We start from the raw sequence: 26,954 nt of genomic DNA on the forward strand, positions 1-26,954 counted from the left end.
GAAATTAGAGCCTCATTTTATATGTTTACTGGGCGTAACACCAATTTTACATAATCTGTATATATTTCACTGGTGCTTTCAAAATCAGTTTTACTGTTCTGTTTCGCCAAGATAGTTATTAATTTTGTGTCGTCACTGATGTAATCATCAAGACTAGATGTTTTTTCTCCGGTCAGAGTCTGCTCGGTTGCATCGTTACAGCTGTCTAATTCTTCATAGGCGCCAGCCCCATCATTTGCAGAGTAGTTCCAAATGTAGAGAGTGACACCATTTCCTGCATTATTCAAACCTTTGCCGTTCCATGTTACGTTGATCGCATCGAAAGCAGATGCATTGGAACAGCAACTAACATTGAACTCAAACCGGTGTGCTGCATAGTAATCAATATCAGCCGAATTATCTCTGAACTGACCGTCGTCATATTTAATCAGGTTATAATCAGCGGTGTTAAATGGAACGTTTGGATCATCGCTGGTGCTCGGCGGGTTTGAATCGGTCTGGTACTTGTACGCAAACATACATATCCCTGCTCTCCCCAGCGTGTTGTTGCTGAAGTCGTAGATATAGGATTCATCCTCTACGGTCAGCAGAGCAAGCGGGATCTTGAAGTAGCCACTGTATAGTGGTCTGTCATCTTCTTCGTTCCGCCCGTACGTCATGTAACTGTTGCTTCCACCGGAAATTAAGCTTGTGACGTCCCAGTTCTGCCACTGGAAGTATGAACCCTGGTGAGGATTGGCCCAGGTCAGCTGATCATCACTGTTGAAAGTATAGTTCCCGTTAAAACTCGAAAGGGGAAGAACAGTAAGGTTTGCTTCTCCAGGAGTATAAACGGCAGACGTATCGAAGGTGGTGTTCCCAGTATAAGGATACCCTTCATCATCTGTCTTATACGAGTCCGTGTCATGGCCCTGGTTCACCCAGTAATGAGTTACGTTACAGGATTCACAGGCCTGGTTATTGTATGCCACCACCAGAATGATCGCCTTTACACGGCCATCGAGTGGCTGAGTGTCGTCCGGCTTACTCACGTTCACTAGAGTTAAGACATCTGATGAGGTGATATAATCACTCACGTCATACCAGATCAGGAAATCACTCGTCACGCGGTTACAGTGGTCATTTATCCAGATCGGACCCTGACCATCCCATACTCCATTGTTATAGGGGAATACGTAGTTCGTGTTCATAATTTCGGAGCCAAGGGTCACATAGTTTACGCCATCCCCGTCCCCGTCAAACTTTGTAGTGACTTTCAGGGGGTAATTGTTTTCCATATGTCCAATATAGGCGTCTACATAGAGCCTTGCCCATGCGATATCATCTGGGTCACACGGTAAGGTGGAGCCCCATGTAATCGATGGATCATACGCAGAATCAAACCCGGGATAAGCATCAAACCACAGGTCTCCGGTTACTGTCCCGTATGTCCCGTTCGCAGTTGTTAGGTTAATTCCTCCTAGGTACGGGTCTGCTGCGGCAGGAGAGGCGATTGCAAATAAAAGCACAAGTGCACCTAAGGGGAGAAGGGGGACGATCGGCGTAGTGCCGCCTTTACTGATCGAATTTATATTCTGAAACATATTTTACTCCTCCTGGGTACTAAACCCAGAATTTTTGATTTTTTTAATATGACTTAACCCAAGCTCTGCTTTTTAAATCACATAACCTTCTCCTGAGATTGGATTATGCGTTGAAATTAAAGCGCATAAGCTACAGGTTTTAATTTTAAGATCACAAGCATCTTAGCTGGCAGATTTACGGAATTAAGCTTACGCGTTTAATTTCAGGAACTCAGGCCCGATTAGCCTTCTCAGCTGATCGATAACCGGTTAATCCGTCACCGGCCCTGCTTTTCTAATAAGGAATTACATAGCGTATTTTCCAAGATTAGGTCGCTGGTCTTTTTACGACAGGTCAACATCATAACATTTTCACGTACTCACCATTTTTCCCCGGTTAAAGAATAATCCTCCAGTATTGCATATAAATTTTGTTATGAAATAAGAGTTATAGTTACAAATTACATATTTATTGTTAATTATATAACTAAAATTAATACCAAATACTAAACATCGATTTATCTACCACATAAATAATTCAATTCTGGGATGATGTTTAGAAGTCAAATTTGAAAAATATAATTTTCTTAAATCTTCATTTTGAGAATTTTACTCCTTCAAGGGCCATTATAACCCCGGTAAGCTCTGTGACTTCTCCGCCATTCGTCCAGAACGTCACTTTAAGGCAGGTTTCATGATCAAAATAGATAGCACTGAAGACCTTAGAGATTCGAGTATTCATGCTGGATATCTACAGGGATCCCGAAGACCGTGCTTTGTGTGATTTTAGATAATTGAGACTGTTCTGAATAGGTTCATTTAAGTTATTCAGAAAATCAACAGAAAATTAAAAAGATTGATATTAACAGATGATTTAGTAACATAAAAATAATCAAACATAACACTAGATTTTATAAAAAAGATAGAAAGTATTAAATAATATGTAGTTGTATATGCGTGCTGCATGGCTGGTATAAACATATAGACAACCAGTTACAAATGCATAAGCTAAAGGTCCTTACTTTTAAAACAACATCTCACGTGACAAAGCCATAAATTTAGATTTATGCGTTTGAGTCTGGAACTCGGGATAAATCAACCTGCTCCAGTTGAGACATATCATCTGTATACCACACCAGCCATTCTTTTCTAACGAGCTAGAGTAACAGTTTTTCAACATTTGGCTGGCCTTTTACATGGCATCAGGCAAGAAAGTGTTATTTGCACTTCAAAAAATCTTGAGGATTCTCACCTTTATAGATATTATGAGAATTCTCAAATGAAGGCACTAAAATATAAAAAATAATTAGACCTTTTTGTTTGGGCCTATTGTTATAGGCTTTGAGAATTTTACTCCTTTGAGGGCTTTTATAGCCTCTGCAAGCTCTGTAATTTCCTGACCGTTACCATCCAGGACTATCAGTTCAAAACCCTTTTTATGGCCAAGGATTACAAAAATAAAGGTAAATCAGGGGCTATTAATACTGATTATCCTGATACGAAGGTTTATACTGCCTTCTCTTAGAGGGTGTCTTAAAATTAAATTTTAGTCTATGATCAGGATAAGACTTAAGCATTTGAATTGAAAAACAGTAGTATTAAACCGTTAAATGCCTAAAATGTGATTTGAAGCCTGATGTCTAATGTTTTTGATTTTATACATCGGGCAAGTAAGTCTGATGTAACAGATTTACGGTTTAATTTGAAATTAGCAGTGTCCGCTATCCAAATATAGAAAAATGGTTTGAGCTTTAAGACAATCTCGTAGAGAATTTATTTCTTCCAGTAAGTAATACAAATTTTAAATACAATAACACTAAATATTATTAAAATTATGAAAAGTATTAAATACATGTTCGACATACATAGTTATGTCCAAAAGACCAAAAAACAGACACAACCCCAGAAACAGACACGCCTCCTAAATTTGTGTACGACCCATTGAACTCTGAGAACTCCTCACCTGTAAATGCGGGCAGGTGGGGAGTTTCAGATGTAACTCGTTTCCGATAGGTGTCCAAAAAAGAGGAGAAGAAATAATAAAAACTCTGAGCCTCTGCCTGATTAATTTTTTTCTGGTGCAATCTTTTCTTGTACGTCTGGTAAAAAACGTTAGTTTTTTTGGAATCAGTTTATATTTTTGAGTTCATGAAAAAGTCAGACCTTTTTGTTTGGGTCTACTGTAGTGAGTTTTGAGAATTTCACTCCTTTAAGGGCTATTATAGCCCCGGCAAGCTCCGTAATTTCCTGACCATTACCATCCAGAACTATCAGTTCAAAACCCTCTTCATGACCAAGGTAAAGGTGTACGGAATACCTTATCAGGTGAGAATAATGGTGCTGGATATCTGTCAGGGAATTTGAAAGCCCGCGTTTTGTGCGATCGTAAATAATTGCAATCGTCCCTACACGATGACCTTTAATATCACCCATCCATTCATAATAGGTAATATAACTCGTGATGGCATCTCTTATGGCTTCCGAACGTGAAGGATAACCTCTCTTTTTGATAATTTCATCAAATTCATCCAGGAGGGCATCAGGAAGGGAAACACCTATCCTCATCAATTCTGCTTCCATTGTATCACGTAGTAATAGTAAATTCATATATAATATAATAGTTTACTAAAAATTAGTAAAATTTATTTGCATTATAATACATTAGTAATTATTAGTAGTACTATATATGCTTAGCACTTAATAGCAAATATGCAAGAGTTAGAGATTATAAAAAACATTGCTGATCGATCTTTATGAAGATTAGTTCTCTCGGATCTGAAAAGATCTTCTATTCATCATTAGATACGCAATTATCATTACAATTTACACTTCAATTCAAGCACAATATTCTGGAACCTGAAAAATGGAATAGCATCTAATCAAAGGTCATATTGGCAATTCAAATCTGCAAAATGCTCTTTAATCACAACGAATTGATACAGATGCGTCAGTTTCTGGTTTTTAGAGTCACAAAAAATTGAAATCGATCAAGATTATTGATGGATTAAGCCTAACATGAGCATTTATAACATATTTCCTTAGAGAGTGTATTTTCCTTCTGGGCAGTAATACAAATTTTAAATATAATAACATTAAATATCAGATAAATTAACAAAAATATTAAATACTTGTTCAACATACTTATGTCTACCGAAAGACATCAAAACCGACGCGCCTCCTAAATCGTGTACGGCATACAACTCCGGGAATTCCTCACCTGTAAGGCAGGCAGGTGAGGAGTTTGGAGTGCAGGCACAGATCAAGAAAAAGTCTGATCCTCTTTTCAACAAATATTTCTCATAAATCTTTTCTTCATATATGCAACAAGACGATAAGGAAAGTCTGTCGTGATATTCTAGAAAATGATATCTGCCAAATGCAGAGAATGATCAAAATTAAATCTGAATAATCAAGACTAACTTCACCCATTTTTCAAATTTGATTTTATTAAGGCTCCAAAACATTGATTCATATCTCCGATGGAAAAATCAGATATTCCATTCAAGTCAGATATCCTATTCAAGTCAGATATTTCATTTGAATTCACAATTATGATCTTCGAGAATTTTACCCCTTTGAGAGCCGTCATAGATTTAGCAAGCTCTACCATTTCTTTGCCGTCCCCCTCCAGAACAACTACTTCAAAACAATCTTCATGACCGAGGTGAACATGCACAGAAGATCTTATCAGGTAAGAATAGTGATGCTGGATATCTGCCAGGGTATTTGAAAGCCCACGCTTTGTGTGGTCATAAGTAAATGCAATTGTTCCTACACAATGGCCTTGAATATCATTCATCAATTCGTAACTGGAAATATAACTCCGGATAGCATCTCTTATACCTTCTGAGCGGGAAGAATATCCTCTTTTTTCGATAGCCTCATCAAATTTACCAAGAAGTGTATCCGGAAGGGAAATTCCTATTCTCATAAGTTCTGTTTCCATTATATTATCCACCAGGTGTTCTCAAATACAGGTTGAGGATATTACTTTAGTTATTGTATGTAATACTATATACATTTTTTTACGTAGTACCTAATGATAGAAAAGTCTGGTGCAGGAAAAATAACCAGTTATAACTGATTAACGATTAAAGTAATGTCAGAATAATTTCTCAAATATGTATTTTTGAAAAGATCTTCAGTATAAGATTTAATTTTCTCATGTAGTGACAAGGAATATCGAGAGTTCCGTCACTGCCATTCCGTCCCCCAATACAACATATCCTGAAAATTTATAGAAAGAAGATACGAAACTTTACTAAAAGTCACCTTGGTGATTTCGAATCCGCGTAAAAACTTAGTATAATAACCGATATGGATATGATCAGAGCCTTGATTGAAAGTTAAATGAAAATTGGAGTCAATTAAGGGAATCACTTTTGTTATGTTTAATATTAACAGTATATAATCTTTTCATAAAGAAGAAGGTTATTCCTTGATTATAATACGAATTTTAAATTTAATAACATTAGATCATATGAAATTAAAGAAAAGTATTAATAAAAGTTTATTGTACATACATATGCTTATACGAACAGACATAAAAATAGAAAATACCTCCCAAACCTATTAATCGAACTTGCAACTCTGGAATTCCTTACTGCAAGTGCAGGCAGGTTAGGAATCCCAGGTGCAAGGGAAAGATAAAAATGTTGGTTCTCTTCTCAATTGAAGTTTTACCATTTTCCATAAAATTCCTTATTTTTCAATAATATTTGATAGGAACATCTATTTCGTAAAAAAAATTGCTTAAGACAGTTTAAAATTAATTTAATGTAATATTATGTCAGTAATTTAATTAAAGAGATTTTTAATCACACTATAGGGAAAAAAGCCTTATTTGAATTTTAAACACATAATTAATATTTATAATTTTATGCGATTTGTAGAAAAAGATTATATTAAATGTTAATTTTTTAAACATATATAACATTAATTAGGTTCTCATTACTGGATTACATATTCAGCGGCATTTAACGGTGCTATTTTAAAGGCACTAAACGTAATTTTTTGACCAAATAAGTAATTATAGGCCATTTTTTTGCATTTAAAGCATTATTGTCAATTTTGGCAAAACCTCAATTAAATCTTTTTGATTTTTTAACGATTATTTGGAAAGTTATCAGTGTTTTAAGATTTTTAGGATCTGTCTCTGATAAGGAGATTAATCCTGAGGAGCAAACTTTGACCGCTATCAAATACGATAAGAGCAAGTTACTTGCTACCCTGACTAGTTTATGTTCAAGAATTGAAGGGCAGATCCCAGAAATAAACAGTTACTGTAAAGGATATTTCCAAGAATAAAAAGATGAAAATTAGACGAAGGGGATGAAAATTAGACGAATATGTGTTAGATAAAAATAAATAAGTCGAATAAATAAAAAGATTAATTTTCAAAAAAAGAAAGGAGGAAAACAGCCTTATTAGGCTGCTTCCGCCCAGAAGATTATCTTTCCTGTTTTAGTCCCAGTCTCTGCATAGTCAGACGGAACCTGTAGAGACACAGCCGCATTTTCCTGGCTGTTCTTTCCTATCACTTTCAAATATTTATCCCAAATCTGGGAGTCCAGTAACAGTCCATGGCTGAAGATCGTCTCTTCAGTAGAAGAATCGTCTACTTTAGCTGTAACATTTACGTCGCAGGTTCCTTTGTTTTTGATACTGAGATTCTGAGGCTCGCTGGTTTTTCCAGGTGACAGTTCCCCGAAATCGAGGGCTGAAGGGCAGACCTCAATGGAAACTACCGGAACAATCTTGACAGTGAGGGAAACCGTAGCAGAAGAGCCGTTGCCCTGGTTCCCTGAGGACTCCGTGACCGTAACATAATCCTCAAGAGCGTTATTTGTCTCGTCCGATTCGGTTATTGCATCTTCGGAATCCACATATACCGCAATACTGTAATCTCCAGACTCAACTGGTGTCCACCAAAAACTGACCTTTTCACTGCTACCTGATGCAAGACCTGATACGGTCTGAGTATCCACAACCGTGCCGTTTACTGAAAGAGTCATATTAAAGGCTCCCGCGTAGCCCACACCGGTGTTATTAATAGTGGCGCCGATGTTGCATGAGGTATTTGCAGTAATTTTGGACGGAGGAGTGAGGGCAGAAACGACAAGATCTGGATATTCCTCCTGAGTAGACGATCCGGTTACCGTAATATAATCGGTCTTCACCTCGGAATCGCTTCCATTTGCACCGGTAACCGTGAGGTTAACCGTATAGTTTCCAACTGTTGCATACGTATGTGAGGGATTCTGCTCAGTTGAATCCACAATGCCGTCATTGTTAAAGTCCCAGGCATAGGAAGAAACAGAACCTGTAGACTCATCCGTGAAATTGACAGTGAGAGGAGCAGTGCCAGAAGTCGGTATTGCTGTGAACGCAGCAACCGGAGCTTCAGGAACTAATTCGCTTACAACAATATACCCGACCTTTACCTCGGAATCACTTCCTGATGCATTTGTAACAGTAAGGCTGACGGTGTAGTTACCGGCTGAAGTATATGTGTGCAAGGGGTTCTGATCAGTGGCGTTGGTACCGTCACCAAAGTCCCAGAGCCAGGATATTGGAGAACCTGTGGATTGATCCGTGAAATTAACAGTAAGAGGGACAGTACCACTCGTTACATCTGCAGTGAAAGCAGCAACTGGTTCAGATTCTGTAGGCGTAGATGATTCCGATACAGTGATATAATCAGTCTTTACCTCAGTATTGCTCCCACCTGCACTTGTAGTAACCGTGAGATTTACAGTGTATGTTCCAGGTGAGGCATATGTGTGTGAAGGGTTCTGCTCTGTACTGTCGATAGAATCATCGTTATCAAAGTCCCAGGCCCAGGCAGTTATGCCTTCTCCACTTGACTCATCAGTAAACTGGACAGTCAGAGGAGCATCACCGGAAGTAGGAGTTGCAGTGAAGTCGGCAACAGGCAGAATTGAAGAACTCTGGACCTTAACACTTGACGCTTCGGAAATGGCATCTATATGACTGCCTGAGTCATCATCCAGGCGTTTGAAAGTGAGGGAAATGTCACTTTCTCCCGGGGCTTCAGCCACAAAAGTGACATTTGCCAGAAGGACATCTTCATCGCCCGGCTGGATGTTGGAGTTATCTACTGCCCTCAGATTAACATAAGAGGCAGGCATACTGGAGTTTTCGGAAATGGCAGCCCAGGAAGGAAATTCCACATTCGTGAACTTTCCAACAGCCGGGTTATCGAGGGTGAGGTTAAGGTCATAGCCTGAAAGACCTCCTGGGAATTTATCCGCCCTGATCTCAAAGATTTGAGATGCGCCCAAAGAAAGAGTAGATTCTGCGGGGAGAATCGAAACAATCGGATTGTCCGAGTTCCCTGCGGTCTTCCCTACAGTTAGTTTTGCTTCCAGGATAGTGACAGAAATCGTATTTTCGGAATCATCATCAAACCGGTTAACGAATACAGTGAGATTTGCTTTCCCAGAAGCAAGGGATTCTACAGTCACCTTGCCTAAAAAGACATCTGAAGCTCCTGCATTTACCTTTTCTGTCAGATCAACGGCTTTGATCTGGACAGAACCCGCCGGAAGACTTGAACTATTATTCAAACTTGACCAGGAAGGGAACTCCACTCCCGTTATCCGGGCAACCGAAGGGTCGCTTATGCTGAGAGTCAGGTTGTATCCCGAAAGCCCGGAAGGTGCCTGGTCAAGATAAAGGTTCAGACTTTCTACGGAGCCAATATCTGAAAAGACAGATTCCTGGGGCACAAAATAGAGTTCTTCACAGGCAGCCACACTCACTCCAAGGCTGAACAGGAGCAGAAGAACTGCAAAGCTTCCCAGTAAGTGTCCTGTAAACTTTTTCCCTGTTACTGTAAACTTTTTTCTTGTTAGTTTCATGGTAAACCTTTCCATAAAAAGTTCATTTATTTTCTTCTCATTTTGCTCGATTTCGGGTGAATTACCGTAAATATAATGAAGACTGATATCGAATAGATGAATCCGAACCCTGGAAGGGTACTTTTTCCGGCATCTATGCCTTTGGTATTTCCACTTTCATCTGCTTCTTCTCCAGAATTTACGGAATTCTCCGGTTTTTTAGAAGTTTCGGAACTTGAGATTTCGACATCATTTCCTAAAGAGGAGTTTTCATCAGCGGAGCTTTTCATTTCCTCTGTGGTTTTGTTTCCGATTTTTTTGTTCTCGGTTTCTTGCATTACGGAAATGGAGCTGTTGTCAGATTGTCCCCCAGAATCCGAAGTCTTAGAACCATCGCCGGCAGATGCGTTTTCTCCTACCTCAACGGTTTGTTCTTCCGAATATTCCGCTCCATCGAGCATGATTGTGTTTTCTAAGTCGTCATCCATTCTGGATACCGTGACGGTGATTCCGGTAGAGCCGCCTTTGAGTCCTTTCAAGGTGAGGACTGCAAGTTCCGCATCGTTAGCCCCTTTTCCTATGGCTTCCTGGAGGTCTACTGCTTTCAACCGTACAGAAGAGGCCGGAAGTTCAGATACATCTGTCAAGGTCGCCCACTCAGGGAAGCTAACGGCCTGTATTTCAGCAACATCCGGGCTATCCAGTTCCACAGTCAGGTTGTATCCTGAAAGCCCGTCAGGCAGGTTATCCACACTCAGAAACAGTTCACAGCTTTCACCGGCTCCCAGGGAGATTTCACCTGACGGCTCGGTTATAAGTAATGGAGAGGCCCCAGCAAGCCCTGTGCAGGTCCAGGCCGAAAAAAAGACCGCAAAGGCTAAGAGTATCGATATAAAAATTTCGGATTTTTCGGGCAACGGATCACCTCATAAAAAGTTTTTCAAAAGGGAGAAAAGGAAAAACGGAGAGAACATAAGCAAGTTTTCTCTATTTTCCCTTCGTTTTTTCTTCCTTTTTTCTTTCCTTTTTCTCCTTAATCAGATCATTGCAAACATACGCGCTACATCATCAAAATCGATCCTGCCATTTCCGTTGAGGTCGAAGTACTCCACCGGCATGTTTTCCTCTATCCAGTCCATGTTGTGGAAGTACGCCACTATATCTACGAAGCTGAACTCCCCGTTTCCGGTGAGGTCTTCATAGAACCCGTCTCCGTCAAGGTCCTGAGGGGCATATTCCTGATCCGGCAGGGGAGACAGAAGGGTCACTTCAATTCTTCCTGTTAAAAATGCCGGCTCTATGATGTTTCCTGAATCGTCATCCAGACGTTTAACCCCTATCGAAAGGTTCGCAGATCCTTTCTTCTTTCCGGAAACAGTTAGGGTGGCGAGCACAACATCTGTTGCTCCTGCCTTAACAGTATCTTCCCCGTCAACAGTCTTCAGGTAGATAGAAGTCCCTGGCAGAGAAGAATTCTCAGTAATCAGACCCCAGGAAGGATACTCTATATCAACTATCTCGGCAACAGTCGGGTCGTCAATAGCAACGGTAAGGTTGTAGCCTGAAAGACCTTCTGGGAAATTACTGGCAACGACATTTATCTCAATAGATTCGTTTTCTGAGACAGAGGAGTTTTCCGGGTCAAAATAGAGAGTAACAGTTGACCCGGAAGCTCCGGAAACTTCTATGTAATCCGATTTTAACTCGAAGTCCTTCCCAGCAGCATTTTCCACAGTCAGGTTTACAGTGTAATTTCCGGCTGCATTATAGGTATGCGAGGGATTCTGATCGGTAGCACTGGTACCGTCACCGAAGTCCCAGAACCACGAGGTAGGTGTGCCTGTAGACTGGTCCGTGAAATTGACAGTGAGAGGGGCAGTACCGCCAGTTACATCAGCAGTGAAAGCAGCAACGGGTTCAGGTTCTACAGGTGCAGAAGATACAGTGATGTAATCAGTTTTCACCTCGGAATCGCTTCCTCCAGCATTTGAAACCATAAGACTAACTGTGTAGTTACCGGCCGATTCATATGTACACGAGGGATTCTGCTCAGTTGAGTCCACAGTGCCGTCATTATTAAAGTCCCAGGAGTAGGAAGAGACTGAACCAGTTGACGCATCGGTGAACTGAACCGTGAGCGGAGCATCGCCAGAAGTGGGTACTGCAGTAAAGTCTGCAACCGGTGCAGTCTCTAGGTATTCAGCCATGAGAATTGTATTCATAGCATACATGCTGTCGCCAGAGGAGCCATTCAGGTAACTCAGTAGGCGTGCGGTATCAGTGCCATCATGAATGGCTCCGGTCACATCGTAAGAAGAGAAACCCATCTGCGGATTTGATAGATAATCACTCCAGAAACCTGGGTACTCCTGGTTGTTGAAATAGAATTTACTCTTTCCAACATCGCTTGCACTGGCCAGGATGGCTATTGCAGTAGCTTTCGAAACACCCGAGGCATTCACACCGCTGAAAGACGCATAAGCTGTGGCCTCGTCGCTGGTTACTGCATAGCTATTCCCTGCTGCGAGAATATCGAACTCATCGTTGATCCAGATCTTTCCCGTTTTTCCTGCAGGGTCGTGGTAGACAACGACCATGTACGCTCCCCACATAGCATAATCATTGCTAGCCTCAGGGGTGATGGTAATACTGTTTCCTGAGGAGTTAAACAGTGACGTTACGTTGTAGACATAAAGCCCATATGGGTAATTGTACATGCCATAACTCTTTTGATCCTTGTAGGTGGCAATCGGAGTTACGGTATTGCTGTTGAACGACATTGTAAATGCCGGGTCAGTTCCCATCTTATTGTAGCTGTACGCCTGGTAGAGCCGAGCGCTTACAACCGTTGTTCCTGCAGGGATTGGCAGGTTCGTTGATGACCATGTATATGTTTTGGCAGTCCAGTTTGCTGAATTATATGCCGTGTTTCCGGCTGAGTAAACAATCCCATGCCTTCCTTCAAACGTAGCCTGCGTTGTTATATCGTTCCCACCGGTGTACCTCTTGCCCTTGTACCCATTATTGACAACAGTTTTTGTGAGGGTCATTGAGTTGTTAGTTTCATCGAACTCGGAAACCTCATTATTAGAGTCTGCAGTGACCGTAATCTCCACGCTGTCTCCTAAGGTTCTAAGAGCAGAGTCCGTTATTGTAAGTGTAGTATTTGCTCCAACTGCAAGACCGCCAGTAGCTACATTTGTATCGACACCATTAATGGTGAATTTGACCGTAAAGTTTCCAGAATCAGCCGCACCTATATTCGTAACAGTTGCCGCTATGGTATTTGTCTCATTTGCAAAAATCTCGCCAACATTCGGGGCGATTGCTGAAACAATGAGATCAGACTTCGAAGACCCATTGACAACAATGTATCCTGTCTTTACTTCAGAATCACTTCCACCTGATCCAGTAACTGTAAGGTTGACAGTATATGTTCCAGGTTCGCTGTAAGTATACGAAGGACTCTGTACGTTACTGTCTACAATTCCATCATTATCAAAGTCCCAGGCATATGAGGATACAGTACCAGTTGAAGCGTCAGTGAACTGAACATCAAGAGGGACCGTTCCGCTGGTCGGGTCTGCAGTGAAATTTGCTACCGGTGCAGATTCCTGTTCTGCCTGGTATTCAACAACAAGTATCTGCTGGAGTGCGTCCATGCCTCCGCTAGTTGTGCTCTGGATGCCGAACTCGTTCACTGTTTCAGTGATATAGTTTGTTGCATTAAAGACCAAGGGACTTGCAGTGTTGGAACTTCCCATCCATGCATTGGTTGCCACGGTATTTCCGTTGAAAAGCAGGTTTCCTTCATCGGGTCCTGCACTTCCTGCAAAACTGTACAGCATAGCGTTCACGACATTAGTCTTGTCAATAGTCATGCCGGTGAAAGGAACGTATGCAATAGCCTCTTCTGGAGTGGTCCCATAACTGGACTCAGATAACCCAAGCTCATCGCACTCTTCGTTAATGAAGATCTGCTTCCTGGTTTCATTAGAGTTCCTGTAGACCACGACAAGAGTGCTGGGATACAGTGCGACTTTGCCGTAAAGGTCATTATTTCCATCGTAGGGAACCGTAACAAGGCTGTTTTCGGATGAGCTAAACTTGTCGGTTACATCGTAGACACAGAGCCCATATTCATAGTCAGCGTACCCGCCAAAATTACTCCAATCCCTGTAGAGAATTCCGTTTCCTGTTGAGAGGTTTCCGTTCTCTATTATGTTCCCGTTGAAGTTAATGTTCAGCCACGGATACCCACCGGGTGTCTGGTCCCAGTTGTAGGCGAAATAAAGGAGGGCCTTTTCTATAGTTGAACCAGCAGGAATCGGAAGGTCGCTTGCACTCCATGTTTCGGTCCTGCCGGAACCCCAGCCTCCAACTCCTTTATAGGCAGATTCAGGCTGTGTGGAATACAAAAGGTTACCATGGAGATCAAAGGTATTTTTAGTAGTGATATTGCTCCCGCCTTCCCAGTAGATGCCTTTGCCCTTATACCCGTTGTATTTGACCAGTTTCGCCGCACTGCTCTTGTTGTTGTTGGCCTCGTTGGTTTCAGGGATAAGGTTATCCGGATCAACGCGTGCTGTGTAGGTCACCGTGTCGCCTTCAAGATTGCGTATGGTCGGGTCGATCAGGGTTACAGTGGTCTGTGCCCCGCTCCCGAGAGACGCGATGGTTGTCGTGTTTGCGGGAACCGTACCATTGGAAACGTCGCTTGCATACAGGGCGACCTGGATATTGGTGGCGGTTTCAGGCCCGCTGTTTTTGATATTGGTGATCTTCACCGAGTTTTGTTCCCTGGAAAAGACCGCACTGGCAGGTACAGGGTTCACAATGCTGGCGATGGTGAGGTCAACCTGGGGCGTCTGTTCGATTTGACTTTTTACCACAAGGAAAGCGAGCGGGATCTTGTAGAATGCTGCAGTGCCGGTACCTGGCAGGTATCTAGCATAGGCAAACATGACACTGCTGCTGCCGGAGACAGAAGAGGTCACGTCCCATGAATCAATCCCTGAGTAGTCACCCTGCGCATCTGCGACCCTATCAAGCCCTATGTTTGTAAATGACCCGGTCTTTGCAGATGCATCGAAGTTATTATCTGATGTTGGGAAACCGTAGTAGCCATTGTTACTTGCCATGTAATCAGCGGTGAGCTTGGCCGATGTGATGCCGGAAAGCCCGCTGGTGTCAAATGTGGTTGTTCCAACGGCAACTTCACCCAGGTTATCCTCAGTATAGTAAGTGCAGGCGTCATGCCCCTCATTCACCCAGTAAGTTGTCTGGGTTGTGGAGGCGGGGTCGTCGTATGCAACAACCAGCGTCACTACCTTTATCCGGCCATCATAGGAACCCGTGGAGTCAACTTTCACCTTGATAGTATCCTCCCCAGCCTGGACCAGGTTAGTAACATCGTACCAGCTCAGGTAGTCACTTGTCACTCGGTTGGTATGGTCATTGAGCATCAGATAAGGTTCCCCGGTGCCGTGCCCTGCAAACTCGCTGTTGTCATTGCCGCCATCGCCATAGTCCCCACCCTGAAGGTAGATGAAGGGCTGTCCTTCGTCAGTTTCTGTCCAGGTGTTGTCCCAGGTCCCGTCGTTATCCCAGTCAACACTGGTGGTGTAGGTGATTTTCTTTGCATCCTGCATATGGCCGCAGTAGCTGGAGACATAGAGCCGGGCCCATTTTACCCGTCCGGATTCCGCCACAGCAGCTGCCGGCAGGGTAAACGTCCTGTCTACAGCATTAGAAAATCCTGTTGACGGAGGGTTTCCGGAGATATAAAGGTCGCCGGTCACTGTCCCAGTCTGAACTGTAGTCAATGGGAGACCACCGACCCAGTCATCTGCAGCTCCTATGCCTGTAAACAGGACAAAGCATAGAACTGCTGAGATCCATAAAAATGAAGGTTTCCTGTTCGTAAATTTTCCTCCTGTACCGTATTAGAGAAAGAGTTCCAGAGGTGTGTAACAGTCCCTATCAAAGAAGTAACAGTAATCCAACCAGAAATCAACCTGTTTCAAAAAATAATACCAAATTTTTGTCATTGTGATTTTAAGAATCTTGTAATGTATTTTCAACAAGATAGCATTAAATTATTCCTTTATCTTATAGAACCCTCTTTGACAGATTGCCTTCTCAAAAATGCTCTACAACTTCTTCCCATTTATGCTTAAATATTATTACTAATTAATATTTTATTAACAACATTTCAGATATATCAATCTTTCTAAATGTGTCTTAAAGATACAAAAGTTCATATTTGTATATACGACAAATGGCAATTTTAGTGCATTTAAGTCCTTTTTACTCAATCTGTTACTCTAAAAATTTAGAAAAATTTCATTTTTCAGCAATCGTTTATTGGTTCATTTGTTTCATTATTAAGCAAGGGATTAGTTTAATAATTATTAATATTATTAATTTAAGTAATAACATTAAACTACCATTGCATAAGGAAATTTGGCTTAAAAAGTAAAAATAATAAGTAAAAAATAGCTATTAAGCTCATCTAGAACTGAAAATCTGACAATATGATACACCGTTGATCTATTCAAAAAAAAGTAGTTACAACTCTCTTTACAATTTCCTTCCCATCCAAAATATGTCTTCCCCCAGTAAGTAATGTATATCTTGAATTTAATAATATTTAATATTCCTAAAGAAAAACAATATTAAATATAAAAATTCTTATGCCTTTATTTAAAAAATAAAAAGAAACAGCCTTATTAGGCTGCTTCTGCCCAGAAAATGAGACTTCCCTGGAATTGCCCTGTAGACGAGTAGTTTAACGGTAGATCAAGCTGAGCTTCGGAGGTTACCGAATTTTTTGCAGCTATGATCTTACTGTAGCTGGACCAGATGCTTTGATCAAGCAAGAGCCCAGTTTTGAAAGGACCGTTTTCCTGGTCATCCACTTCGGCAGTAACCTTTATACTGGTGCCTCCGTTATTCTGGAGAGTAAGGGGCAAAGACTCACTCGGCGTTCCCGGAGAGACTATTCCGAAATCGACCGAATTCGGAGAGACAGTCAGGGAAATTGCAGGAATGATTTTCACTTTAAGTGATACCGTTGAAGAGGAACCTGAGCCCGAAGAAGCTACTTTCGCCTGCTGGATAATCTCTGCGTCCGTGCAGCCATCTTTGCTGGCCGTTGCAGTAATTGTTCCTTCACAGCTTGCATTTACCGCAAGTACAACCGTTCCGTTCGCATCAGTTGTTCCCGAACCTGTAGCACAACCGCTCAGATTTACAAATGCTCCTTCAACAGGGAAATCGTCACTTGTTACAGTATACGTAACATCGGTTTCCTCTTCCACAGTCACATTAAGGGTACTTGCAGAGAGAGAAAGGGCAGGGGTGACAGGCGTTTCATTTTCAGACACCGCCTGCTGGATAAGCTCTGCGTCCGTGTAGCCGTCTTTGCTAGCCTCTGCAGTAATAGCTCCTTTAGAGCTTGCATTTACCGCAAGTACAACAGTTCCGTCCGCATCAGTTGTCCCCGAACCTGTAGCACAACCGCTCAAGTTAACAAGTGCCCCTTCAACAGGGGAATCGTCACTTGTTACGGTATACGTAACATCGGTTTCCTCTCCCACAGTCACATTAAGGGTGCTTGCAGAGAGAGAAAGTGCAGGAGTGACAGAAGTTCTATCCTTAACAACAATATATTCGGTCTTCACCTCAGAATCACTGCCTTCAGATCCGTTTACAGTTAAGTTGACAGAGTAATTACCCGCAGTTTCATAGATATACGATGGGTTCTTTTCCTCGCTGTCGATAGTGCCGTCATTATTAAAGTCCCAGGCATAGGAAGAGATAGTACCGGCAGATTTATCGGTGAACTGGACAGTCAGTGGAGCATCTCCAGAGGTAGGAGTTGCCAAAAAGTCAGCCACTGGCGTAGCAGATGCAGATCCCTCATATTCAATAACAAGTATCTGCTGGAGTGCGTCCATGCCTCCGCTAGTCGTGCTCTGGACTCCCGCCTCGTTTCCGGTTTCATTGATGTAGTCTGTAACATCAAAGACTAAGGGGCTTCCTGAATTGGAACTTCCCATCCATGCATTGGTTGCCACGATGTTTCCGTTGAAAAGCAAGTTTCCTTCATCGGGTCCTGCACTTCCGGCAAAACTGTACAGCACAGCATTTGTGACCTTATCCACGTCAATGGACATGTCGGTGAAAGGAGCGTATGCAGTAGCCTCTTCAGGAGTGGTCCCATAATTGGATTCAGACAAACCAAGCTCGTCGCATTCTTCATTAATGAAGATCTGCTTCCGGGTTTCATTAGCGTTTTCGTAGACCACTACAAGGGTGCTGGGATACAGTGCGTTTTTGTTTTCACCAACAGATGTCATGACAAGGTTGTTTCCTGAAGAGCTAAACTTATCGGTTACATCGTAGACATAGAGCCCGTATTCATAGTCAGCGTACCCGCCAAAATTGCTCCAGTCCCTGTAGAGGGTTCCGTTTCCTGTTGAGATGTTGCCGTTATCAAGGGTGTTCCCATTGAAGTTAATGTTCAGCCACGGATATCCGCCGGGCGTCTGGTCCCAGTTGTAGGCGACATAAAGGAAGGCCTTTTCTATTGTGGAGCCACTCGGGACCGGAAGGTCGCTTGCACTCCAGCTTTCTGTCCGGGTCTCCCAGCCGACAGATTGGTAAGCAGAATCAGGCTGTGTGGAGTACAAAAGGTTCCCCTGGAGGTCATACGTATGTTGGGTAGTGATATTGCTTCCGCCTTCCCAGTAGATACCTTTGCCTTTATAGCCGTTGTATCTGACCTCTTTGGCTGCACTGCTCTTGTTGTTGTTGGTCTCGTCGGTTTCAGCGATAAGGTTGTCAGGGTCAACGACAGCAGTGTAGGTAACAGTACCGCCTTCAAGGTTGCGGATAGTAGGGTCGATCAGGGTTACTGTGGCCGTCTCTTCGCTTGCAAGGGATGCAATCGTTGTCGTGTTTACTGGAACCGTTCCACTGGATACGTCGCTTGCATACAGGGCGATTGAAATGTTGGTAAGGGTGGCAGTTCCGGTGTTCTTGACATTGTTAACTTTCACAGTATTTGCTTCCCTGGCAAAGATCGCAGAAGCAGGAACGGTGTTGACGAGCCCTGAGATGGTGAGGTCGTTCGTCGTCACCTGAGTCGCTTGAGTTACGGTTATGTAGTTTGTCTTCACCTCGAAGTCGCTTCCATCTGCGTTCGTGACTGTGAGGTTGACAGAGTAGGTTCCTGCAGCCCCATAGGTATACAGGGGATTTTGCTGAGTGCTGTCGACAGTCCCGTCATTATCAAAGTCCCAGGCATAGGAAGAAACAGTCCCTGTTGATGCATCGGTAAACTGGACCTCAAGGGGAGCAGTGCCGCTTGTTACACTTGCCAAAAAGTCTGCCACAGGCGGCTGGGAAACCGTTTCAATCGGGCTTTTTACCACAAGGAAAGCGAGCGGGATCTTGTAGAATGCTGCAGTGCCGGTACCTGGCAGGTATCTAGCATAGGCAAACATGACACTGCTGCTGCCGGAGACAGAAGAGGTCACGTCCCATGAATCAATCCCTGAGTAGTCACCCTGCGCATCTGCGACCCTATCAAGCCCTATGTTTGTAAATGACCCGGTCTTTGCAGATGCATCGAAGTTATTATCTGATGTTGGGAAACCGTAGTAGCCATTGTTACTTGCCATGTAATCAGCGGTGAGCTTGGCCGATGTGATGCCGGAAAGCCCGCTGGTGTCAAATGTGGTTGTTCCAACGGCAACTTCACCCAGGTTATCCTCAGTATAGTAAGTGCAGGCGTCATGCCCCTCATTCACCCAGTAAGTTGTCTGGGTTGTGGAGGCGGGGTCGTCGTATGCAACAACCAGCGTCACTACCTTTATCCGGCCATCATAGGAACCCGTGGAGTCAACTTTCACCTTGATAGTATCCTCCCCAGCCTGGACCAGGTTAGTAACATCGTACCAGCTCAGGTAGTCACTTGTCACCCGGTTGGTATGGTCATTGAGCATCAGATAAGGTTCCCCGGTGCCGTGCCCTGCAAACTCGCTGTTGTCATTGCCGCCATCGCCATAGTCCCCACCCTGAAGGTAGATGAAGGGCTGTCCTTCGTCAGTTTCTGTCCAGGTGTTGTCCCAGGTCCCGTCGTTATCCCAGTCAACACTGGTGGTGTAGGTGATTTTCTTTGCATCCTGCATATGGCCGCAGTAGCTGGAGACATAGAGCCGGGCCCATTTTACCCGTCCGGATTCCGCCACAGCAGCTGCCGGCAGGGTAAACGTCCTGTCTACAGCATTAGAAAATCCTGTTGACGGAGGGTTTCCGGAGATATAAAGGTCACCGGTCACTGTCCCAGTCTGAATTGTAGTCAATGGGATACCACCGACCCAGTCATCTGCAGCTGCGGCGCCTGTAAACAGAGTAAGGCAGACTCCACTGCTCAAAATCAGAGTTAACAATATAAAAATTAATTTCTTGTTCGTAAATTTTCCTCCTGTACGTCCTGGAGAAAAAAATTCCAGAGCTATGTACACAACAGTTCCTACTAGGGAAGTAACAGAAACCCAATAGTTTTCAAAAAAAAATTGTTTCAATTATGAGCTGGAAAAATACTCATAGTTAATTTTTAAGCCAGGTAGCGCTGGATTATTCCCTTTTCTGATAGGATTACCTTTTGCAGATTACATCTAGAATTATTTTCTCCATAACTTCTTCCCAATTTAGGTCTAATTATTAATACTAATAATCATTTTATTAACAAATTTTCAGATATATTAATCTTTCTAAATGCTTTTTGAATGGATAAAAATTATCATTTATGAGGATTAAGTAGCAATTTAGCAGTGTTCAAAGCTTTAAACTTAATTCGGAAATCATTCGGAACATATCTTTTTTGAATAATTATTCACGCCGGAAAATACTCACATTTTTTAAATACGATAGTCTATTTTCAACACAATTGCTGCGAAAAATTTGGAAAAAACATGCACTCTCTATATTTGATGGCTAATATGACTATTTATTAAACCAATTATCAAGTCATTTGCATAATTATTATTAATATTTTAAAATAAAATAGCAATATTTAGCAATAAAATAATTATTAGAAATTAACTTAAAAGAATTACTATTAAAAAATTAATCATAAATAACCATGAATTCAATATAAAATCTTTTGGGTTTTAAGAATAACAACTCCTTATAAGGCCAGAAAAAAACAAACATTTTTCTTAAGAATGAGGATCCCTAATAATTTTTAGATTCCAACCTTTCTTACGAATCCCTGTTTCCTCAGGATACAGGCATGAAAATTACCCTAAAAAAACAAAGCTTTTTCTGGTTAGGATTATAACTTCTTTCTGATTCTCACGATATCCCAAATAGAAAATTATAAAAAGCAGCCTTGTCAGGCTGCTTCTGCCCAGAAAAGAAGGCTTCCCCGGAATTGACCTGTCGACGGGTAGTTTGCCGGAAGGGCAAGCTGAGCTTCGGAGGTTACCGAACTTTCTGCAGCTATGACCTTACTGTAGCTGGACCAGATGCTGTTATCAAGCAGAAGCCCAGTTTCGAAAGGACCGGCCTCCTGGTCATCCACTTCAGCGGTCACTTTCATACTGGTGTCTCCATTATTCTGGAGAGTCAGGGGCAAGGACTCACTCGGTGTCCCCAGGGAGACTGTTCCGAAATATAGAGAATTCGGGGAGACCGTCAGGGAAACTGCAGGAATGAGATTTACCTCGAGCGATACCGTTGCAGGAGAACCGGATCCAGAAGAGGAGGATTCTACCGCCTGCTGGGTAAGCTTTGCACGGGTATAGCCGTCTTTGCTGGCCTCTGCAGTAATAGCTCCTTTAGAGCTTGCATTTACCTCAAGTACAACCGTTCCGTTCACATCAGTTGTTCCCGAACCTGTAGCACAGCCACTCAAGTTAACAAGTGTCCCTTCAACAGGGGAATCGTCACTTGTTACGGTATACGTAACATCGATTTCCTCTCCCACGGTCACATTAAGGGTACTTGCAGAGAGAGAAAGGGCAGGGGTGACGGTTGCTCCATCTTTATAACTGATAACAAGGATTGCATTTGAAGGAGCCAGATAGTCGCCATTGTTGTCCGTAACTAAGGGAGGTATTATCCTTGCCCTGTTGTTTTCGGCCAGAAGATAGGTTTCGACAGACCGTGCTTCATCGATGTCCAGATCAGAATAGGGTGTCGAGTCATAAATTCCTGAAGTGTTCATTTCATTGAATTCTAGAGATATACCAACATGCCCCCCGGACTGGACTGTAGTCCAGAGGCGGGCCTCGTCTACACTGCTGAGATCTATGGACCCTTCAAACGGAATTTCTACGGTAGCTTCCTCTGGAGTAAGACCACCTGAAGTACTCATCGTACTTACCATGTCGCAGCCTTCGTTGATCCAGTATTCGATTTCCTCCCCAGAGGAGTCTTCATATACTACAAGCAGGGCAATCCCGTCAAAACAGACAAAGTTTCCGTTATCACTATGAGTGTTTGTGACCACTGTAGTATAAGTTCCGCTTCCGGTCACTAGCCCTGTTACGTCATAAGCCCAAGTCCCTGTCGGGTAGTCATATTGTGAGCCCCAGCCTTTCTGATCTTCGTACTCGGCTTCAGGAGTTAGAGGGCTACCTTCAAACTGCAGACTCATGGAAGGAATAACTCCAGTAGTATCTGTTGCACTCCATGTCCAGAAGTTGTAGAGCCGGGCAAACTTCACAGTTGCTCCTTCAGGAAGCTCCAGGGAGTGGCTTACGCCGTATGTATCTCCGGAAAATACCTTACTACTGTAGCTGCTGTTTCCATAATCATAAATAACGTTTCCTTTAACCATACCATGGGCATAGGTTTCAAGAGGATTATCACCAACGTATCCGTTATGCAGCACCTCCTGTGTCTTACTCAGTGCATTATTTTTTGCGTCCGTATCGCTCATGGTAGAACCTGGGCTGATAACTGCCCTGAGGATATAATCCTTTATTTCTTCCGGCTTCCATAAAAAATCAACCGTTTCGGTAGCACCATTTGCAAGTCCGGGAACCTGCTTACTTTCAATAAGGATGCCATCTGAATAAAGTTCGATGTCAAAACTGTCTGCTTTCTCTGGCCCGTTGTTTATTACAGTAACGCTTACTGTATTGTTCAGGTTGTCCCAGGCTCTGGCAAAACCATTGTGCGAGATTTTTACCGTCTGTACACTCAGATCAGTTGAAGACATTTCTCCGCTGTTACCAGAGGTTTCATTAGAGGTATTATCACCGGGGTCACCAGAAGATGATGTCGTGTATTCGGTTGTCAGAATGCCAAGGGCACATTTATAGAATGCAGCATTCCGGTCATATGTCAAGGTATTTTTGCCGGTAGATTCTAAATAATCTTTAACATCCCATGCATCGGACCCACAGTAAGTTCCCTGCGACGTGCCTGAGGCGAGATTATTACCATTAAAAGTGTATGCTCCATCCGTGCTTGCCATGTGCACAACTGTGAGTTCTGCATCAACCAGGGAAGAATCTTCCGGCAAATCTGCCTCAAAATCTGTGCTTCCCACATAAGTTTCACCCTGATAATCTTCAACATAATAAGTGTCCGCGTCATGTCCGCGGTTGATCTGGTACCAGATCTTGTTCCCACTGCCATCATTATAAGCCACAACAAGGGTTATCAGTTTTATCCGTCCGTCAAAGGAACTATCGAGAGGTGCCGTGCTTACTACAGCTGTATTTTCCCCAGCTTCGATAAGGCTCGTGACATTATAATACATCATATAGTCACTGGTTACCCTGTTTACATGGTCATTTACTTGGACGTATGCTTCCCCGTCATTGCCCCCGTCGACAATGAAATGAAAAGGAACATTCAGAGTTTCGTTTCCAAGGGTCATACCGTTGAAGCTAACGTTTGCGGTTCCCGAGTAATTATTTTGCATGTGACCACAATATACGGTAGTGAGCAGCATTGCCCATTCGACTTTGGCATTATCTGGAAGGGTAAATGTCTGATCTATTGTTTTTGCATCATTAATTCCCTGATCCGCTGTTCCGTAATAGCTATCAACATAGACACCACCGTCTACTGTTCCACTCTGGACAGAGGTGAGAGGAATTCCGCCTACGTAATTATCAGCAAGGCAGACTCCGCTGCTCAGAGTCAACGTTAACAGTATCAAAATTAGTTTTCTGGTCGTAAATTTTCCTCCTGTACTGGGTTTCGAGAAAAAAATTCCTGAGTTCTATGCCAATCAGTTCCTGATAGAGGGATAACAGGAATCAAAGGTGTTGCCAGAAAATCAGAATAAATAAATTTTCATTATTCTTTAGTAAAAAATATTTAATGCCCCTATTTTGTGGTAGATGGAAGATCGAATAATTCCTGCCTCCGATAGGATTCATTTATACATATGTCTCTTAAACATCTTTTTCTCATAAAATCTTCCCAGTTAATGCTTAATATTTAATACGAACATGTATATTATTCATAAATTATCCAATATATTAACCTTTCTGCCAATCATCCAGATTAATTATATTCTAATTATTACATTAAGTGATATGTAAAATGTCACGTATTAAGGTATTAAATATCGAAAATAATACTTATTACAAACCTATTTATGCTTCAGAACTTTTAGCTGTAATCTATAAACTGAGTAAATGAAAAAAAGTAAAAATCTTGTATTAATTTATTTTTACTAAATATTAATATTTGTTTAGAAAATAACAATTTTTAATAATTATTTTACTCACATATTGATTAAAATGTTAAAAATAAAAAATAAATTACATTTAAAGATGGCATTTTATCCAGATATAAGATAGCAGAGAAGGGCAAAAATCTTTTAAAGGCTTGTAAATTTACCTTGGCCAAATTTTGTGATTTAACTGCATTAAAAAATATAGTCATTTAGCGGTTGCAAAACATAAAGCTCATTTATTCATGTATTATTCTTTCTCGTACCTCCTTACTGTTCATCAATTATCGCCTACGTTAGCTTGATGTACCTGCAGAATAAGAATCTGTGTATGGAAGAATTCAGTTCGGGCAGTAAGCAAAAGCCTCAAAAAACAAAGTATCAGCTCATTCTTATTGATGCCCTTAAAAAAGAAATCGAAATAGCCCGCAGGCTTGATCCTGAAAAACTTGCAGCCGAAATAGAAAAAACAGGTTTTTCCTGTCAGTATTGCGGAAAGTGCTGCAGACGAGCTTTTGGAGACAACAGAGTAGTTTTAACCCCAAAAGAAATTGAAAAAATTCAGGAGTACACTGGATTTTCAAAACTTGAGGTTGCAGGTCCTCTTATTCCTGATGCCTGCCAGTTTGAAGAATACGGAGACGAGGAAGAAGATAGGGATAGAAAAATTTCTTCCGGACTATCAAAAATATCAGAAACAGGCGAAGAAACGTTCTCGGAACTCTCCAATCTGTTTGAGCTTCTGAAGGAAGACATAGATTCGGAAGGAAATATCCATACCTACGGCTGGATGCTCAGGCGGAAAAGAAACGGAGATTGCATTTTTCTTGAAAAAGACACAAACCGATGCAGAATATATCCTGTGCGCCCGATGCTCTGCAGCACCTACCCATTTTACATTGAGGGGCTCAAACTGTATACCTGTGAATGTGAAGAAGGACTCGGAGATCATATTTCTGCTGAAGAGAGCCTAAAGCTTGCAGAGACTCTGCTTTCCAGATACATTTTGGAACTCGAAGACACACTTGCCATGTACGAAAAATATGAGGATTTCGAGAGATCGGAAAAAGGTAGGGAGATTGCCAGAAATAGTCTGGAAAAAGGAACGTGTATCTACATAGTCCATGACAGTAAAGGAATTACAAAAATTATTGATTGAGCTGTGAGATTTAAGAAGGTCTCTGTGATTCCTGATAACTGATAAATTGGCGGAGCTATTGGCGCCCAGAAAGAATCATACGGCTTTCCTTTTCCGCGCCGCGCTGGTCTGGTGCCCGCCTGCAAACCAGTAAGAAGACCAATCTGCAAAATAGCACCTCAGTTAAGAGAGACAAAGTCCAGAAAAAGTCTCACTGGCCTGAGGTAACAATTTATTTGCTGATACAAAACTCTTCTACTCTGTCCTGAACTCTATTTTTGTCCTGAATCATCAATTAAATTTATTTATTAGAAAGCGCCAGTTATTCCCCATGACCGGAATGTCTGGTAGTGACAATCGCCCGATGACCGTTTCGGAGAAGATCTTTTCGAAGGCCTCCGGAACTCCCGTGAAAGCCGGGGATTTCGTACTGGCAAACATAGACCTGGCAATGACCCACGACATCACAGGTCCGCTGGCAGTCCAGGGCTTTTACGAAATCATGAGAGATGAAGAAGAAAAGAAAGTATGGGATCCGAGCAAAATTGTAATTATATTCGATCACCAGGTCCCTGCGGACTCAATTAATGCCGCACAAAACCATATTATGCTCAGGAAGTTTTCACAAGAGCAGGGTATTTTAAATTATGATGTTTATGAAGGAGTCTGCCACCAGGTCCTGCCGGAAAAAGGGCATGTATTGCCAGGAGACCTGATTGTGGGCTCTGACTCCCATACCTGTGCATACGGGTCTCTGGGGGCATTTTCTACCGGCATAGGATCCACTGACATGGCAGCCGTTTTTGCTACAGGCAAACTCTGGTTCAGAGTTCCGGAGACTTTCCGTTTTGAAGTAGAAGGCAAACTGCCAAAGCGCGTTTATTCCAAAGACCTTATCCTGCACCTAATAGGAGACGTAGGGGTAGAAGGTGCCAGATATATGGCAGCCGAATATGCAGGTTCGACAATCCGCTCCCTTTCTATCCCCGAGCGCATGACCATGTCCAACATGGCAATTGAGATGGGAGGAAAAGCAGGGATTATAGAAGCCGATGAGGTTACTGAAGCATACCTCAAAGAGCGCGTTCCAGGCTACAAGCTTGATCCGTACTGGAAGTCCGATGAAGGCGCAAAATACCTGGATGTCAGGCACTACGATGTCTCTGACCTTGAACCCCAGATTGCCTGCCCGCATAATGTTGATAACGTAAAGCCGGTAAGCGAGGTTGAAGGCACGAAACTTGACCAGATCTTTATGGGCTCCTGCACTAACGGCAGATTTGAAGACATCAAGATAATGGCCGATATTATGGGCAATGAACCGGTTGCAAAAGGTTTGCGCCTCCTTGTCGTGCCTGCTTCAAAAACCGAGTATATGAAATTGCTGAAAACCGGATATATTGAAAAGCTCATGAATGCCGGTGCAATCATAGAAGCACCCTGCTGCGGACCATGCATGGGCGGTTCTTTCGGCCTCCTTGGTCCGGGAGAAGTCGGGCTTGCAACCTCTAACCGCAACTTCAAGGGAAGAGAAGGAAGTGCAGAATCTTTTGTTTACCTTTCTTCCCCTGCAACTGCAGGAGCTTCCGCCCTTACAGGAGAAATCACAGACCCCAGGAAGGTTTAAAACCCTCCTGTTTTTACTTCTTTTTAATTTTCAAATCAATCAGTAATAACCT

General features: G+C 42.5%; 11 protein-coding genes and 2 pseudogenes. 3 read left to right on the forward strand and 10 right to left on the reverse strand.

The features are described from left to right. Window positions 1-17: 17 nt before the first annotated feature. The 5 genes and pseudogenes from MSHOH_RS15775 to nikR (MSHOH_RS15785) all read right to left on the reverse strand — a co-directional run. Entirely contained in the window at window positions 18-1,583 is a 1,566-nt protein-coding gene (locus tag MSHOH_RS15775; RefSeq protein WP_048141054.1) for a DUF3344 domain-containing protein, read from the reverse strand. Between the two features lie 574 nt (window positions 1,584-2,157). Next, the gene (locus MSHOH_RS23995; protein WP_158024208.1) at window positions 2,158-2,304 is read right to left on the reverse strand and encodes a hypothetical protein; all 147 of its coding nucleotides are present in this window, start codon (window positions 2,302-2,304) and stop codon (window positions 2,158-2,160) included. Between the two features lie 564 nt (window positions 2,305-2,868). After that, window positions 2,869-3,021: pseudogene (locus tag MSHOH_RS22985) on the reverse strand (nickel-responsive transcriptional regulator NikR); the annotation flags it as partial. A gap of 698 nt (window positions 3,022-3,719) precedes the next feature. Beyond that, a complete protein-coding gene (gene nikR / locus MSHOH_RS15780) occupies window positions 3,720-4,142 on the reverse strand; it encodes a nickel-responsive transcriptional regulator NikR (RefSeq protein WP_048141057.1) in 423 nt (140 codons plus the stop codon). 952 nt (window positions 4,143-5,094) lie between these two features. Beyond that, window positions 5,095-5,508, reverse strand: a pseudogene (gene nikR, locus MSHOH_RS15785) (nickel-responsive transcriptional regulator NikR); the annotation flags it as partial. Between the two features lie 1,124 nt (window positions 5,509-6,632). Here nikR (MSHOH_RS15785) and MSHOH_RS24395 point away from each other — a divergent pair. Then, window positions 6,633-6,869, forward strand: a complete 237-nt coding sequence (locus tag MSHOH_RS24395; protein WP_162197649.1) for a hypothetical protein — start codon at window positions 6,633-6,635, stop codon at window positions 6,867-6,869. Window positions 6,870-6,988: 119 nt separating this feature from the next. Here the strand turns inward: MSHOH_RS24395 and MSHOH_RS15790 are convergent, their stop codons facing one another. From MSHOH_RS15790 to MSHOH_RS15810, 5 genes are all read right to left on the reverse strand, one after another. Next, entirely contained in the window at window positions 6,989-9,445 is a 2,457-nt protein-coding gene (locus MSHOH_RS15790; RefSeq protein WP_239451014.1) for a PKD domain-containing protein, read from the reverse strand. 26 nt (window positions 9,446-9,471) lie between these two features. Beyond that, the gene (locus tag MSHOH_RS15795; protein WP_048141060.1) at window positions 9,472-10,341 is read right to left on the reverse strand and encodes a hypothetical protein; all 870 of its coding nucleotides are present in this window, start codon (window positions 10,339-10,341) and stop codon (window positions 9,472-9,474) included. Between the two features lie 120 nt (window positions 10,342-10,461). Beyond that, entirely contained in the window at window positions 10,462-15,321 is a 4,860-nt protein-coding gene (locus tag MSHOH_RS25335; protein WP_338037949.1) for a DUF3344 domain-containing protein, read from the reverse strand. Between the two features lie 834 nt (window positions 15,322-16,155). Next, window positions 16,156-19,869 (reverse strand): DUF3344 domain-containing protein, encoded by a 3,714-nt coding sequence (locus MSHOH_RS24740; RefSeq protein ID WP_204245337.1) that lies wholly within the window; start codon window positions 19,867-19,869, stop codon window positions 16,156-16,158. 962 nt (window positions 19,870-20,831) lie between these two features. Then, window positions 20,832-23,600 carry a DUF3344 domain-containing protein gene (locus tag MSHOH_RS15810; RefSeq protein ID WP_239451015.1) on the reverse strand — a complete coding sequence of 923 codons (2,769 nt, stop codon included), beginning with the start codon at window positions 23,598-23,600 and terminating at the stop codon, window positions 20,832-20,834. 868 nt (window positions 23,601-24,468) lie between these two features. Between MSHOH_RS15810 and MSHOH_RS15815 the strand changes: the two genes are divergently transcribed. Together MSHOH_RS15815 and MSHOH_RS15820 are read left to right on the forward strand one after the other, a co-directional pair. Further along, window positions 24,469-25,296 carry a YkgJ family cysteine cluster protein gene (locus MSHOH_RS15815; RefSeq protein ID WP_048141064.1) on the forward strand — a complete coding sequence of 276 codons (828 nt, stop codon included), beginning with the start codon at window positions 24,469-24,471 and terminating at the stop codon, window positions 25,294-25,296. A 319-nt stretch (window positions 25,297-25,615) separates the two neighbouring features. After that, window positions 25,616-26,902 (forward strand): 3-isopropylmalate dehydratase large subunit, encoded by a 1,287-nt coding sequence (locus MSHOH_RS15820; RefSeq protein WP_204245458.1) that lies wholly within the window; start codon window positions 25,616-25,618, stop codon window positions 26,900-26,902. Window positions 26,903-26,954 lie beyond the last annotated feature (52 nt).

The sequence above is a fragment of the Methanosarcina horonobensis HB-1 = JCM 15518 genome (assembly GCF_000970285.1).
In the GTDB taxonomy this organism is placed as follows: domain Archaea; phylum Halobacteriota; class Methanosarcinia; order Methanosarcinales; family Methanosarcinaceae; genus Methanosarcina; species Methanosarcina horonobensis.